Source organism: Dactylosporangium cerinum (genome assembly GCF_042653625.1).
Lineage (GTDB): Bacteria > Actinomycetota > Actinomycetes > Mycobacteriales > Micromonosporaceae > Dactylosporangium > Dactylosporangium cerinum.
Genome location: NZ_JBHSIU010000046.1, coordinates 272,291 through 285,616, shown reverse-complemented (window position 1 = coordinate 285,616; position 13,326 = coordinate 272,291). Strand labels below are relative to the sequence as shown.

14 protein-coding genes are annotated in these 13,326 nt (G+C 72.4%); 10 read left to right on the top strand and 4 right to left on the bottom strand.

The features are described 5' to 3' along the window. Positions 1 to 35: 35 nt before the first annotated feature. The gene (locus tag ACFPIJ_RS35140; protein WP_380121723.1) at positions 36 to 404 is read right to left on the bottom strand and encodes a group I truncated hemoglobin; all 369 of its coding nucleotides are present in this window, start codon (positions 402 to 404) and stop codon (positions 36 to 38) included. Positions 405 to 515: 111 nt separating this feature from the next. Here ACFPIJ_RS35140 and pgm point away from each other — a divergent pair, with 111 nt between their 5' ends. Next, on the top strand, positions 516 to 2,147 hold the full coding sequence (gene pgm, locus ACFPIJ_RS35135) for a phosphoglucomutase (alpha-D-glucose-1,6-bisphosphate-dependent) (protein ID WP_380121720.1): 1,632 nt from the start codon (positions 516 to 518) through the stop codon (positions 2,145 to 2,147). A 52-nt stretch (positions 2,148 to 2,199) separates the two neighbouring features. Here the strand turns inward: pgm and ACFPIJ_RS35130 are convergent, their stop codons facing one another. Together ACFPIJ_RS35130 and ACFPIJ_RS35125 are read right to left on the bottom strand one after the other, a co-directional pair. Continuing rightward, a complete protein-coding gene (locus tag ACFPIJ_RS35130) occupies positions 2,200 to 2,844 on the bottom strand; it encodes an adenylate kinase (RefSeq protein ID WP_380121717.1) in 645 nt (214 codons plus the stop codon). Positions 2,845 to 3,015: 171 nt separating this feature from the next. Continuing rightward, complete coding sequence (locus ACFPIJ_RS35125) at positions 3,016 to 3,393, bottom strand: FKBP-type peptidyl-prolyl cis-trans isomerase (RefSeq protein WP_203853170.1); 378 nt, start codon at positions 3,391 to 3,393, stop codon at positions 3,016 to 3,018. A 138-nt stretch (positions 3,394 to 3,531) separates the two neighbouring features. Here ACFPIJ_RS35125 and ACFPIJ_RS35120 point away from each other — a divergent pair, with 138 nt between their 5' ends. Genes ACFPIJ_RS35120 through ACFPIJ_RS35110 form a run of 3 tightly spaced genes read left to right on the top strand, consistent with a single transcriptional unit; the run spans position 3,532 to position 5,321 of the window. Next, on the top strand, positions 3,532 to 4,107 hold the full coding sequence (locus tag ACFPIJ_RS35120) for a hypothetical protein (RefSeq protein ID WP_380121715.1): 576 nt from the start codon (positions 3,532 to 3,534) through the stop codon (positions 4,105 to 4,107). Next, positions 4,080 to 4,694, top strand: coding sequence for a hypothetical protein (locus ACFPIJ_RS35115; RefSeq protein ID WP_380121713.1), 615 nt, complete (start codon positions 4,080 to 4,082; stop codon positions 4,692 to 4,694). The genes ACFPIJ_RS35120 and ACFPIJ_RS35115 overlap by 28 nt, the downstream gene beginning before the upstream one ends. A 21-nt stretch (positions 4,695 to 4,715) precedes the next feature. After that, positions 4,716 to 5,321, top strand: coding sequence for a hypothetical protein (locus ACFPIJ_RS35110; RefSeq protein ID WP_380121710.1), 606 nt, complete (start codon positions 4,716 to 4,718; stop codon positions 5,319 to 5,321). Between the two features lie 14 nt (positions 5,322 to 5,335). On the opposite strand, the gene ACFPIJ_RS35105 is transcribed toward ACFPIJ_RS35110, so the two are convergent. Beyond that, positions 5,336 to 5,986: a type 1 glutamine amidotransferase domain-containing protein gene (locus ACFPIJ_RS35105; RefSeq protein WP_380121708.1), complete on the bottom strand. Its 651-nt coding sequence runs from the start codon at positions 5,984 to 5,986 to the stop codon at positions 5,336 to 5,338. 71 nt (positions 5,987 to 6,057) lie between these two features. Between ACFPIJ_RS35105 and ACFPIJ_RS35100 the strand changes: the two genes are divergently transcribed. The 6 genes from ACFPIJ_RS35100 (at position 6,058) to ACFPIJ_RS35075 (ending at position 13,041) form a co-directional block, all read left to right on the top strand. After that, positions 6,058 to 6,909 carry a LysR family transcriptional regulator gene (locus ACFPIJ_RS35100; protein ID WP_380121706.1) on the top strand — a complete coding sequence of 284 codons (852 nt, stop codon included), beginning with the start codon at positions 6,058 to 6,060 and terminating at the stop codon, positions 6,907 to 6,909. Between the two features lie 18 nt (positions 6,910 to 6,927). Further along, positions 6,928 to 8,325: a sigma 54-interacting transcriptional regulator gene (locus ACFPIJ_RS35095; protein ID WP_380121703.1), complete on the top strand. Its 1,398-nt coding sequence runs from the start codon at positions 6,928 to 6,930 to the stop codon at positions 8,323 to 8,325. A 4-nt stretch (positions 8,326 to 8,329) separates the two neighbouring features. Beyond that, positions 8,330 to 10,282: a vWA domain-containing protein gene (locus ACFPIJ_RS35090; protein ID WP_380121701.1), complete on the top strand. Its 1,953-nt coding sequence runs from the start codon at positions 8,330 to 8,332 to the stop codon at positions 10,280 to 10,282. A 45-nt stretch (positions 10,283 to 10,327) separates the two neighbouring features. Next, the gene (locus ACFPIJ_RS35085) at positions 10,328 to 10,513 is read left to right on the top strand and encodes a hypothetical protein (RefSeq protein WP_380121699.1); all 186 of its coding nucleotides are present in this window, start codon (positions 10,328 to 10,330) and stop codon (positions 10,511 to 10,513) included. A 204-nt stretch (positions 10,514 to 10,717) separates the two neighbouring features. After that, complete coding sequence (locus tag ACFPIJ_RS35080) at positions 10,718 to 11,122, top strand: hypothetical protein (protein ID WP_380121697.1); 405 nt, start codon at positions 10,718 to 10,720, stop codon at positions 11,120 to 11,122. A gap of 293 nt (positions 11,123 to 11,415) precedes the next feature. Continuing rightward, positions 11,416 to 13,041 carry a hypothetical protein gene (locus ACFPIJ_RS35075; protein WP_380121694.1) on the top strand — a complete coding sequence of 542 codons (1,626 nt, stop codon included), beginning with the start codon at positions 11,416 to 11,418 and terminating at the stop codon, positions 13,039 to 13,041. The last annotated feature ends 285 nt before the right edge of the window (positions 13,042 to 13,326 follow it).

Genomic DNA, 13,326 nt, shown 5'->3' with positions numbered 1-13,326 from the left:
TCCCACGCCCGCCGCCCCGGGCGGCCCGGCGTGGCTCAGGCCGCGACGATGTCCGGCTTCACCGCGGCCAGGGTGTCCTCGACCGCGGCGACGACGTCCCGGGGCGCGTGGGCCAGGAACAGGGCCGCCAGGGCGAGGTCCACGACGCGGGTGTAATGGGCGTCGGTGATGGCGAGGCCGCGGTGCGCGTCGAGCAGGGAGCGGCCGTCGTAGTCGGCGGGGCCGCCGAGGACCTGGGCGAGCAGTGCCGCCATGTGCCGCTTCAGCGACTCGACGGTGACGGTGGCGAAGTAGGGGGAGAGTTCCTTGTCGGTGAGGATCCAGGTGTACAGCTGGTCGACGACGTGCTTGATGGCGGGGCCGCCGCCGACCCGGGCATACATGGAAACCGCGGTGGTCATCATCGCCTCACGAGGGTGAAGGGGCATCGATGCGCGGGAGTGTAACGACGGATTGTTTCCGGCGTTGCCCTGGTCGTGTCGCAGCGGGCAGCCCGACATGGCAACGTATGCGCTATGTCCGTCCATCCCCGTGCAGGGCAACCGGCGCAGCGCTCCGACCTCGTCGACGTCCCGCGACTCATCACCAGTTACTACGCCGAGCACCCCGACGTCGAGGATCCTGCCCAGCAGGTCGCGTTCGGCACGTCGGGGCACCGCGGGTCGAGCCTGCGGCGCTCGTTCAACGAGGATCACATCGTCGCGGTGAGCCAGGCGATCTGCGAATACCGCAAGCTTCAGGGGTACACGGGACCGCTCTTCATCGGCAAGGACTCGCACGCCCTGTCGGAGCCGGCGACGGTCAGCGCCCTGGAGGTGTTCGCGGCCAACGGGGTGCAGGTGCTCGTCGACAGCCGGGACGGCTACACGCCGACGCCCGCGCTGTCGCACGCGATCCTGACCCACCGGCACCTCGGCGCGGACGGGGTCGTGGTCACCCCGTCGCACAACCCGCCGGAGGACGGCGGGTTCAAGTACAACCCGCCGCACGGCGGGCCCGCCGACACCGACGTCACCAAGTGGATCCAGGACCGCGCCAACGCGCTGCTCGCCGACGAGCTGCAGGGCGTCAAGCGGATCCCGTACGAGCGGGCGCGCACCGCAGACACCACCGGCCGGTTCGACTTCCTCGCCGCGTACGTCGACGACCTGCCGTCGGCCATCGACCTGGCCGCGATCGCCAACGCCGGGGTGCGGATCGGCGCCGACCCGCTCGGCGGCGCCAGCGTCGCGTACTGGGGTGCCATCGCCGAACGGCACAAGCTGGACCTGACCGTGGTCAACCCGGACGTCGACCCGACGTTCGGGTTCATGACCCTGGACTGGGACGGCAAGATCCGGATGGACTGCTCGTCGCCGAACGCGATGGCGTTGCTGATCGGCAAGCGGGGTGACTACCAGGTGGCGACGGGCAACGACGCCGACGCCGACCGGCACGGCATCGTCACCCCCGACGCCGGGCTGATGAACCCCAACCACTTCCTCGCCGTCGCCATCCAGTACCTGTTCCGGGCCCGCGACGGCTGGCCGGCGGGCGCCGCGATCGGCAAGACGCTCGTGTCGTCCTCGATGATCGACCGGGTCGCCGCGGACCTCGGCCGCACTCTCATCGAGGTGCCCGTCGGCTTCAAGTGGTTCGTGCCCGGCCTGCTGGACGGGTCGGTCGGCTTCGGTGGGGAGGAGAGCGCCGGCGCGTCGTTCCTGCGCCGCGACGGCGGGGTCTGGACCACGGACAAGGACGGCCTGCTGCTCTGCCTGCTCGCGGCCGAGATCATCGCGACGACCGGCCGGTCGCCCAGCGAGCACTACGCCGACCTGGTCGCGCGGCACGGCGCTCCGGCGTACGCGCGGATCGACGTCGCCTCGACCCGCGAGGAGAAGGCGGTGCTGGGCAAGCTGTCGCCGGAGCAGGTGACGGCGACGGAGCTGGCCGGCGAGCCGATCACCGCGAAGCTCACCGCCGCCCCCGGCAACGGCGCCGCCCTCGGCGGGCTGAAGGTCGTCACCGCGTCCGGCTGGTTCGCGGCGCGGCCGTCCGGCACCGAGGACGTCTACAAGGTCTATGCCGAGTCGTTCCAGGGCCCGGAGCACCTGGAGCGCATCCAGCAGGAGGCCCGCGGGGTCGTGTCGGCGGCACTGTCGGCGTGACGCACGAAAGCCCGGCCGGAAGGCCGGGCTTTCACCGAATCACTGAGCGGCGTCAGGCGACCGCGCGGTCCGGTGCGGCGGTGGTACGGCCGGCGGACGGCCGCTGCTTGAACGCCCGCTGCAGCTGCACCACGATCGACCACGTCACCTCGCCGACCGGGCGGGCGCCGTTGACCTGGATCAGCAGCTCGCGCTGCTGGTAGTAGTCGAGCAGCGGGCGGGTCTTCTCCTCGTACACCTTGATCCGGTGCTTGATCACGTCGACGGTGTCGTCCTTGCCGCGGGCCCGGGCCAGCATCCGGCGGGTCAGCTCGTCCTCGGGTACTTCGAGGTGGATCGCGATCTGCACACCGACGCCGAGGTCGCCGGCGGTGCGGTAGGCCGCCTCGGCCTGCTCGACGGTGCGCGGGAAGCCGTCCAGGACGTAGCCGCCGCCGGCGTTCGCGGCCAGGACCGGCTTGCGGAGCATGTCCATGATGATCGAGTCGGGGACCAGCTCACCCTTGTTGACGAGTTCCTCGACCGTGCGGCCGATCGTCGTGCCCTCAGCGATGTTCTTGCGGAGCAGATCGCCACTGGCGATGTGGGTGATGCCGAACTGCTGCGCGATGAGCTGCGCCTGGGTGCCCTTGCCCGCACCCGGTGCGCCGATCATGAGAATCCGCTTCGCGCGCGGTGCCGCCGACTGCATTGTCATCTGCACACCCCTTTATGGCGTTATGACATGGTGAAAAAGAGTGCCGGCCGACGCCGATGGTCCAGCATCCCACCTCGATGTCCGAGCTGGGCTTGGGGAACGCTGTGAATTACCGCATTCCTATCTGTGGGTCCGGTGGGGAATACCGGACCCACAGACGGGTATGACGATCTACCGGGTGCCGACCAGGTCGACGACGAAGACGAGCGTCTCACCGGGCTTGATCAGGCCACCGCCGGCGCCCCGGCTGCCGTAGCCCAGGTGCGGCGGGATGACCAGCTTGCGCCGGCCGCCGACCTTCATGCCGGCCACGCCCTGGTCCCAGCCGGCGATGACCTGGCCCTGGCCGAGCCCGAAGTCGAAGGTGCCGCCACGGTTCCACGATGCGTCGAACTCCTTGCCCGTCGACAGTGACACACCCACGTAGTGGACGCTGACCTGCTGACCGGGCTGGGCCTCCGCGCCGTCACCGACGGTGATGTCCTCGATCACCAGGTCCGCCGGCGGCGGGCCGTCGGGCAGGGAAACGTCGGGCTTGCTGAGCGCCATGCGATAACTCCTCGGCGGGATTCGGTGTGTGTCGCGGTCCATCCTGCCCCATGCGTCGCCGCCCGGCCGCCAACCACCCGGCATCTGGCCCTGAGGTGATATGGACCACGCTCGGTCGCCGGCCGTACGCTGAAGGCGATGGCACGTGGCAAGCCGCCGAGCAGACCGGTGCGGGAGGCCTTCTGGCTCGTCACCGGTGGGTTCGTCCTGCTCGCCGGCCAGACCCTGGCGACCGTGGTCCTGCTCCTGCGCTTCGGCGCCGCCTACGACGCGCACGGACCGTGGACGTTCAGCGAGCAGGCCCAGGCCGACAGCCTGCACGCCGGGCTGGTCGGCGCGGCCATCCTGGGCGCCGGGATGTCCATGCTGCTCGCCGGTGCCGCCCTCGCCGTTCCGCGCCGCTCCACCCGCACCCGCACGGTTGTCGGCTGCGCCGCCGTGGTCCTCGCCGGCGCGCTGCTGCTCGGCATCGTGGTCGGCCCGGACGGCGCGGTGCTCGCCGGCGACGCCGACGAGCTCGCCCACCTCGAGACGCTGCTGCCGGTGTGGTTCACGGCCCTGACCTGCTCGACGGTGACCGCCGTGATCGTCCTGCTCGGCGTCGCCTTCGCCCGGCTCGGCCGGGACGCGGCCCTCGACTACTACCAGCACCACGACCCGACCGCGACGTGGCGCGGCTTCATTTCGTGGCTCAACATCGTGAGCCGGCACTGACCAGGGCGAGCCGGCTCGCCACGGCGCCGCGCCCGGTCCGGCAGGCGTTCTGGCTGGTGATCGGTGCCATCGTGCTGATCTCGGCGGAGGCGGCCACGGCGGCGGTGCTGCTCGGCCGCTTCGACACGACCGTGACGGCCCACGCCCCGTGGACCGTCCTCGAGCAGCTCCAGCTGGACAGCATGCACACCCGGCTGGCGCTCACCGCCGTCCTCAGCGCGGGCCTCGCGCTGCTGCTCGCCGGTGTCGCCCTCGCCGTCCCGCGCAAGTCCGCCGGGACCCGCCCGCTCGTCGGCCTTACCGCGCTGCTCGCCACGGTCGGGCTGCTCCTGGGCGTGGTGATGAACCCCGACAACGCGCTGCTGGCCTACGGCGCCGCCGAGGAGGCGCACCTGCACCTGGTGTTGCCGATGTGGTTCTCGGTGCTGTCGTCGATCGCCGTCTCCGGCGCCCTGCTGGCACTTGCCGTCGCGTTCGTCGTCATGGGCCGCGAGCCGGCCTACGAGTACTACCACTACCACGGCCCGGTCGCGGCCTGGAACGCTCGGCCCGCGACCGCTGCAAACGAGGGATCGCGCGCGCCGTGACCCGGCCCTATCCTGTGCCCGATGGCTGACGACGTGGTCCAGAACGGCGCCACCCCCGGGCACCGGCCGGGCCCGGCGCCGCGCCCGGTGCGCCAGGCGTTCTGGCTGGCCGCCGCGGGCTTTGCGCTGGTCGCAGGGCAGGCGGTCGCGGCCGCGGTCGTGCTCGCCCGGTTCGACGACGCCTGCACCGCGGTGTGCGGGGCCCTCGAGACCTTCGACGTCGCCCCATCGATGCGCTTGCGGATCGCCGCCGCGGTCGCGCTCGCCGGGTCCGTGGCGTTGCTGCTGGGCTTCGCCACGCTCACGGTCCCGCGCCGCAGGGACACCTCACGGTCGCTTGTCGGCGGCGCGGCGCTGCTGTCGGCCGTCGCGTTGCTCCTGGGCGTGGTGTTCAGCCCGGAGAACCTGGTGCGGGCGCAGACCGCCGCCCAGGTCGCCCTCTACGAGACGCTGCTGCCGGTGTGGTACACCGCGCTGTCGTCGGTCGCCGTGATCGGCGTCGTCGTGCTGTTCGGCGTCGCCTTCGCCCGGATGGGCCGGGAACCGGCGGTCGAGTACTACCAGGAGCACGACCCGACCGCCGGCTGGGGAGGGTTCACCTCCTGGCTCGACGTGATGCGCCGCTGATGCCTCAGCGCTCGTCAGCGCTCATTGAGGGCGTCGAGCATCGCCTCGGCGACGCCGGTGGCGCTGGCCGGGTTCTGCCCGGTGACCAGGCGCCCGTCGCGGACCACCCACGGCTGCCACGGGGCCGCGCCGGTGTGCCGCGCCCCGAGCGCCTCGAGGCGCCGCTGCAACGCGAACGGCACGACGTCGGCCAGCCCGACCGCGTGCTCCTCCTCGTCGGTGAACGCGGCCACGTCGCGGCCGGCGACCAGGTGCCCGCCGCCGGTCAGCGTGACGCCGACCAGTCCGGCCGGACCGTGGCAGACGGCACCGACGACGCCGCCCTGCTCGTACACCTGCCGCACCAACGACTGCAGCGCCGGGCTGTCCGGGAAGTCCCACATGGTGCCGTGGCCGCCGGCCAGGAACACCGCGTCGAACCGGGTCGGGTCGAGGTCGCCGACGGCCGGGGTGTCGTGGCCCAGGAACGCCAGGAAGTCCTCGTGGCCGGCCACCTCGCCATCGCGGGGCGGGTCGCCGCCGAGGACCGACGCCACCGACACGGTGTGGCCGGCCTTGGTGAAGACCTCCCACGGGTGCGCCGCCTCCGACACGTAGAAACCGGTGCTCCGGCCGGTGTCACCGAGGGTCGCGTGGCTGGTCAGGACGATCAGAGTCGTTGTCATGGCGGCCAGCCTGCCGCACCGGATGCCATCGGCGCCAATAGCCGGACGAGGCCGGTACCATCGGAAATCCTATGGCACTCTCGCTGGATCTGCTGCGCACGTTCCTCGCCGTGCACCGGGAAGGTTCGGTGACCGGCGCCGCTCGCCGGCTCGCCCTGTCCCAGCCGACCGTCACCGCCCAGCTGCAGGCCCTGGAGGCGGCGCTGGGACGGCCGCTGTTCGTGCGGCAGCCCCGCGGCGTCACGCCGACCCCGGCCGCGGACCTCCTGGCCCGGCAGATCGCCGGGCCGCTCGACGACCTCGCCGGCGTCGCCGAACGCCCCGAGGAGGGCACGGCCAGGCTCGGCGGCGCCGCCGAGTTCCTCACCGACCTGGCCCTGCCGGCGCTCGCCGGGCTCGTCGCCGCCGGGCTGAAGCTGCGGGTCACGCTGGGCCTGTCCGACGACCTCGCCGACGCCCTGGCGGGTGGCGCCCTCGACCTCGCCGTCCTGACCAGCCGCCCCCGCCGCCGCCAACTGCGCGCCGATCCGCTGTATGACGAGGAGTTCGTGCTCGTCGCCGCCCGGCGGTGCGATGTCGCGTCCACCCCGCTCGTCAGTTATGCCGAGGAGTTGCCGATCATCCGGCGGTACTGGCGCAGCGTCTTCGACCAGAAGCAGCACCGCACCGCGGACGTGGTGGTGCCCAACCTGCACGCCGTGCGCGCGCTCGTGCTCGCCGGCGGTGGCTGCAGCGTGCTGCCCGAATACCTGGTCCGCGCGGACCTGGACGTGGGCCGGCTCGTCCTGCTGCACGAGCCGCCGGTGCCGCCGCTGAACACACTGTTCCTCGCGCACCGCGACGGCCCGCTCGCCCCTGCCGTCGCCGCGGTCCGCACCCGGCTGCTGGAGGAGTTCCGGTCCGTTTCGCCGATGGAAACGTAACCGCGCTACGTTCAGACGGTGACCCAGCCTTTGGACCTGCCCCGCACCGTGGGCGAGCTGCGATCGAGCGGCCACCGGTTCCGCACCGTCAAGCAAGAGCTCCGCGAGAACCTCCTGGCCAAGCTGCGCTCCGGCGAGCCCCGCTTCCCCGGCATCGTCGGCTACGAAGACACCGTCCTGCCCGAGCTCGAGCGGGCCATCCTGGCCGGCCACGACCTGGTCCTGCTCGGCGAGCGCGGCCAGGGCAAGACCCGGGTCATCCGCGGCCTCGTGTCGCTGCTGGACGAGTGGACCCCGGTCATCGCCGGGTCCGAGCTCAACGAGCACCCGTATGAGCCGATCACGCCCGCGTCCCGGCGGCTCGCGCTCGAGGCCGGCGACGCGCTGCCGGTGGACTGGCTGCACCGCTCGAAGCGGTATGGCGAGAAGCTGGCCACCCCCGACACGTCCGTCGGCGACCTCATCGGCGACGTCGACCCGATCAGGGTGGCGCAGGGCCGGACCCTCGGCGACCCGGAGACCATCCACTTCGGACTCGTCCCGCGGACCAACCGCGGCATCTTCGCCGTCAACGAGCTGCCGGACCTCGCCGAGCGCATCCAGGTGTCGCTGCTCAACGTGCTGGAGGAGCGCGACATCCAGGTCCGCGGCTACCAGCTGCGGCTGCCGCTGGACGTGCTGCTCGTGGCCAGCGCCAACCCGGAGGACTACACCAACCGCGGCCGGATCATCACGCCGCTCAAGGACCGGTTCGGCGCCGAGATCCGCACCCACTACCCCCTCGATCTGGAGCTGGAGACCGACCTGATCCAGCAGGAGGCGCAGTTGGTCGCGCAGGTCCCGGGCCACGTCATCGAGGTCCTGGCCAGGTTCACCCGCGCGGTGCGGGAATCGCCGGCCGTCGACTCGCGCTCCGGCGTGTCGGCCCGGTTCGCGATCGCCGCCGCCGAGACCGTGGCCGCGTCCGCGCTGCGCCGCGGCGGGCTGCTCGGCGACGACAAGCCGGTCGCCCGGGTCGGCGACACCGTGTCGGTCACCAGCACGCTGCGCGGCAAGGTCGAGTTCGACAGCGGCGAGGAGGGCCGCGAGATCGAGATCCTCGCCCACCTGCTGCGCACCGCGACCGCGGACACGTTCCGGTCCCGGCTCGCCGGGCTGGACCTGTCCGGCTTCACCGACCTGGTCGCCGAGGGTGCGGTCATCGAGACCGGCGAGCTGGCCGGCGCCGACGACATCCTGCAGCAGGTCGGCACCGTGCCCGGCCTGGCCAAGGTCCTCGAACGGCTCGGCCTCGGCGACGCGCCCAGCCGTGGCGAGGCCGCCGCCGGCATCGAGTTCGTCCTGGAAGGACTGCACCTCACCAGACGGCTGTCCAAGGATCTCACCGAGGACGGCCGCACCGTCTACGGAGGCTGAGCACGTGCGCCACAACAGGTTCCGCTACGGGGCGTGGCGCGGCGGGCCCGACCCGCTCGCCCCGCCCTACGACGTGCGCGCCGCCGTCGACCAGGTCGGCGCCGAGGTCCTCGACGGCGGCAGCCTCCGGGAGGCGTTGCGCAACCTGCTGCGCAACGGCCCCGACGGCGGCCGCGGCCTGGACGACCTCCTCGCCCGGGCCCGGCGGCTGCGCCGCGAGGCGATGCGCCGCGGCGACCTCGACGGTGCCGTGACCCGCGCCCAGCAGCTGCTCGACCAGGCGGTTGCCACGGAACGCGACGCCCTGGCCGCGCTGGACTCCGACGACGCCCGATTCGCCGAGGCGCAGCTGGCGAACCTGCCCCGGTCGACGTCGAAGGCTGTTTCGGAACTGTCCGAATATCAATGGACATCGCCCGAGGCGCGGGCGCTGTACCAGCAGATCCTCGACCAGCTCCGCAACGAGGTCCTCGGCCAGCGGTTCCAGGGGATGAAGGAGGCCCTGCAGGACCCGGCCATGCAGGAACGCATGCGGGAGATGCTGCAGGACCTCAACGCCCTGCTCGGCAAGCACGCCCGCGGGGAGAACACCGACGACGCGTTCGCGCAGTTCATGGCCCAGCACGGCGAGTTCTTCCCGGAGCAGCCCGGCACCGTCGAGGAGCTCATCGACGCCCTCGCCCGCCGCGCCGCCGCCGGGGAGCGGCTGCTGCGCTCGCTCAGCCCGCAGCAGCGCGAAGAGCTGCAGGCGCTGATGGAGCAGTCCCTCGGCAGCCTCGCCGGGGAGATGGCCGCCCTCACCGACAACCTGCGCTCGCTGCGCCCCGACCTCAACTGGGGCCGCGGCGAACGGGTCCGCGGGCAGCGCGACCTCGGCTACGGCGAGGCGGCCGGCGCCCTCGAGGAGATCGGCGACCTCGACGACCTGCTCGACCAGCTCGGCCAGGAGCACCCCGGGGCCACCCTCGACGACGTGGACGTCGAGGCCGTCGAGCGGCAGCTCGGCCGGTCCGCCGCCGACGACCTGCGCCGGCTGCGGGAGCTGGAGCAGCAGCTGCGCCGGCAGGGCTGGGTCACCCGCGGCGCCGACGGGCTGACGCTCAGCCCGAAGGCCCTGCGCCGGCTCGGCGGCACCGCCCTGCGCACCGTCTTCGCCGACCTCGCCGCCGGCCGCAAGGGCCAGCACGACCTGCGCGACGCCGGGGCCGCGGGCGAGCTGACCGGGGCGTCGCGGCGCTGGCAGTACGGCGACGAGCAGCCCATCGACGTGGTCCGCACCATCGGCAACGCGGTCCGCCGCCAGGCCACCGGCGGCACCGCGGTCCTGCCGATCGGCCTGGACGTCGAGGACTTCGAGATCGCCGAGACCGAGCGGCGGGTCTCCGCGGCCGTCGCGCTCTGCGTCGACCTGTCCTTCTCGATGATGGCCGACGGCCGGTGGGGCCCGATGAAGCAGGCCGCCCTGGCGCTGTCGCACCTCGTCGCGACCCGCTTCCCGCAGGACGCCCTGCAGATCATCGGTTTCGGCCGGTACGCGACGAAGCTGTCCGTCGAGGAGCTCGCCGCCGTGGAACCGGACTACGTGCAGGGCACCAACCTGCAGCACGCCCTCATGCTCGCCGGCCGGCACCTGCGCCGGCACCCGGGCTCCGACCCGGTCGTCCTCGTCGTCACCGACGGCGAGCCGACCGCACACCTGCTGGACGACGGCACGTCCTATTTCCACTGGCCGTCGACCCGCGAGACGGTGACCTCCACCGTGCACGAGGTCGATCAGCTCACCCGCTACGGCGCCGTGCTCAACGTGTTCATGCTCGGCGAGGATCCGGGCCTGCGCCGGTTCGTCGACGCCGTGGCCCGCCGCAGCGGCGGCCGGGTCTTCACCCCGGAAGCCGGGGACCTGGGTCGATACGTCGTCTCCGACTACATCCGCGCCCGCCGGGGCCGCCGCGGGTGATCCGTGTTTCAGCCGAGGCGGGGGAGGGGTATCTGAAGGTTGTCCATGAACACCCCTCCTCCCCGGGAGCTGAAGATGATCGTCCTTGGCCTGATCCTGTTCCTGCTCGGGCTCTTCCTGCACGTCGGCATCCTGGAGACGATCGGCATCGTGCTGCTGATCGTGGGAGCGGTGCTCTGGATCCTCGGCGCCGTCGGCCGTCCGCTCGCCGGGCGACGCCACTATTGGTGACTCTCCCGTACCTCACGCGCTGGCCGGCGGTCCCCCCGCCGGCCAGCGGCGTTTCCACCCCGGCGACTTATAACTCGAATTGTTTCTCCGGTAACCCGGCGCCGCCGCCGCGACCTGCACTTCCGTCGATTATTCGTTCGGGTGCGAAAGGTCTTCGCAGGTGGCGGAATTCCCTGATATTAGATCGCTTGCGATACACGGATCGTGACCTCGATCATCGCTGGGTCGAACGTGCGGAACACCGCACCGACCCAGATGATCAAGGAGGATCAGATGGATGATCGCAAGGATGGCGCGTCCACCGGCGGCGCGTACGGGCGGTGGTTCCGGATCCACCGGGCCGCGACGCAGTGGGGGCCTCCCGCTGCAACGGAAGACCCCCGTCCCGAGACCGCTGAACCCCTGAAAAGGCCGGACCGGGAGCACCTCGGTCCGCGTGACGACAGCGCTACCGAATGCGGCGACGTTACCGCATTGTTGTCTGCCCGACCAAGGTCCGACGGCGCAGTTCCGGCGGAGGGTAAGCCAGCGACGGGCGCCGATATGCTGACCGTTGATGGGCCGGTCGGCGCCGGTCGCTCCACCACCCGGCCCACCGTCGGGGAATGATCGTCGATCGCCGGCGGGCGGGTCCCGGCGCCGATGTGTCAACAATGCGCCCCGCGCACGACTGGCGGACTTCTGGATCCCGGTGGCAATATGCCGCATGTCTGGATGCGCTCAGGACGGCTGCAACCGTCGGGCATCCCGGCGCTGATCCCGCGCGAAGACCTTAGCAACGCAGAGCACGCAGAGACCGCTGAACCCGGTGAGGCGGCGCCCTGACGAACTCCGGCAGGGCGCCTCCTCTCGACGCGCACCCCGCACCGCCGGGAGTGCCGTAACGAAAGCGAGCCGGAACGATGCCCGAGCCGCCCGCGGGGTCCAGGCCCACCCGGCCGCCGAAGTCGTCCGGCAGCAACCGTGGCCGGCCCCTCAACGCCGTCAAGGGATACGGGCCGGTCGCGCAGTTCGCCCGCAAGCTGCGCAAACTGCTGGCCGACTCCGGCCGGCCGCGCCGCGTCGACCTGGCGCACGGGCGGAGCAACCCGACCACGATGTCCAAGGTTGACGGCGGCCGCGAGCTGCCCACCTGGGACAACGTCGCGGACTACCTGCGCGGCTGCGGGCTGGACGCCGCGGCGATCGCGGACTGGAAGGACGACTACGACTCGTCCGCCCACCGGGCGGCGCGCTTCCGGCCGGACCTGTCCTCGGTGACGGACCGGGCCGCGCTGGCGGCGGCGGTCCGCGAGCTGCTCGCCGTCGAGGGCGTCGACGAGCGGGAGCTGCTGTCGCGCCGCGACGACGCCGAACGCGAGGGTGTGGAGGGTGTGGCGGCCGGCGTGCCGGTGTCGCAGCCGGTGCCGGCGGCCGGGGAGCTCCTCGCCGAGCCGTGCGACGACCGGATCCTGCTGTGGACGGTCTATCTCGGTGGTGGCACGGCCCTGGACGTCCGGCACTGGCAGCAGAAGCTGCTCCGGTTCCCGCCGACGCCCGAATCCCCGTCGGGCGGCGCGGTCCCGTCCGGGCCCGAAGCCTCCCTGGTGGCGGCGCCGCCTTTGCCGGCTGCGGCGCCCTCCTTGCCGGCTGCGGCGCCGTCCTTGCCGGCCGGTGCGCCGCCTGGGCCGGCGAAAACGCCGGACGGCCGGACGTGGCCGCGATCCGTGCTGGCCGGCGCCGGGGCGATCCTGATCCTGGCGACGTTCGGCATCGTTTACACCGTCGCCGGCGGACGCGGCAAGCGCGACCTCGACGGCACCACCCCGCGCCCCACGTCGACCGGGCCGGGCACGCCGTCCCCGGTCGCGCCCGCAGCGCCGACCGGTGCGACCGGCGAAGCGGCGGCCAGGGCGCTCAACGACCTCGCCGACCAGGTCGCGCGGCTCCCGGCGGCACCCGGCGGCACGTATGCGCACCTGCACCGCAGCCTCCGCAGCGTCGACACCACCGACGCCGCCGCGCCCGGCAAGATCACGGAGGAGTGGCTCACCTGGTCACCGGCCGCGTCGGGCCGCCGGGTCATCCAGGTCGCGCTGAACGGTGTCATCACCGCCCCGAGCCCGGAGCCGCTGCCGCCGGGACCGCCCCGGGGCGCCGCCGGACCGCCGACCACCGACCTCGTGCTGCTCGAACAGGTCCTCGCCGGGCGCCGCCCGGAGCGGATGGGCCCGCCGCGGCTGCTGCTCGGCGTCGCCGACCTCTGCGAGACGTACCCGCTGAGCCCCGCCGAACGGGCGGCCGTGCTGCGCCTCCTCGCCCGGCTGCCCGGTATCACGCTGCGCGGGCAGGCCACCGACCGGATCGACCGGACCGGCCTCGCGGTCAGCGCCGACCAGGCGGACGGCAGGCGGGAGACCCTCATCTTCGGCCTCCTCGACGGCCGGCTCCTGGCGCACGAGACGTCCGGGCCCTGGCCCGGCGGCGGCGGTGACGCCATCGAGGACGTCGTGTTCCTCGAAGCGTTCTACGACGACCGGCCGGCCTGATCTGCAAGTTGCAGATTCGGATCCGGGCCCCGCCCGCCCGGATCGTTCGTGACCGTCGGTCACCACCCGGCGCCGGCCCGGTGGTCGCCGCGCAGGTCGGCCTACGCGCGCCCGGCCATTACGGTCCGTACGATCGATTTATAAATCACGGATAATCCACACGCGGGATGACCAGGGCCGTTGCCCGCAAATATTCATTCATGTCGCAGTCTGCACGTGGTCCTGGTGACCACGCAGCGTCGCCGCCTACGGTCGCGGCGACGGCGTGCACCAGTGACGTTCCGG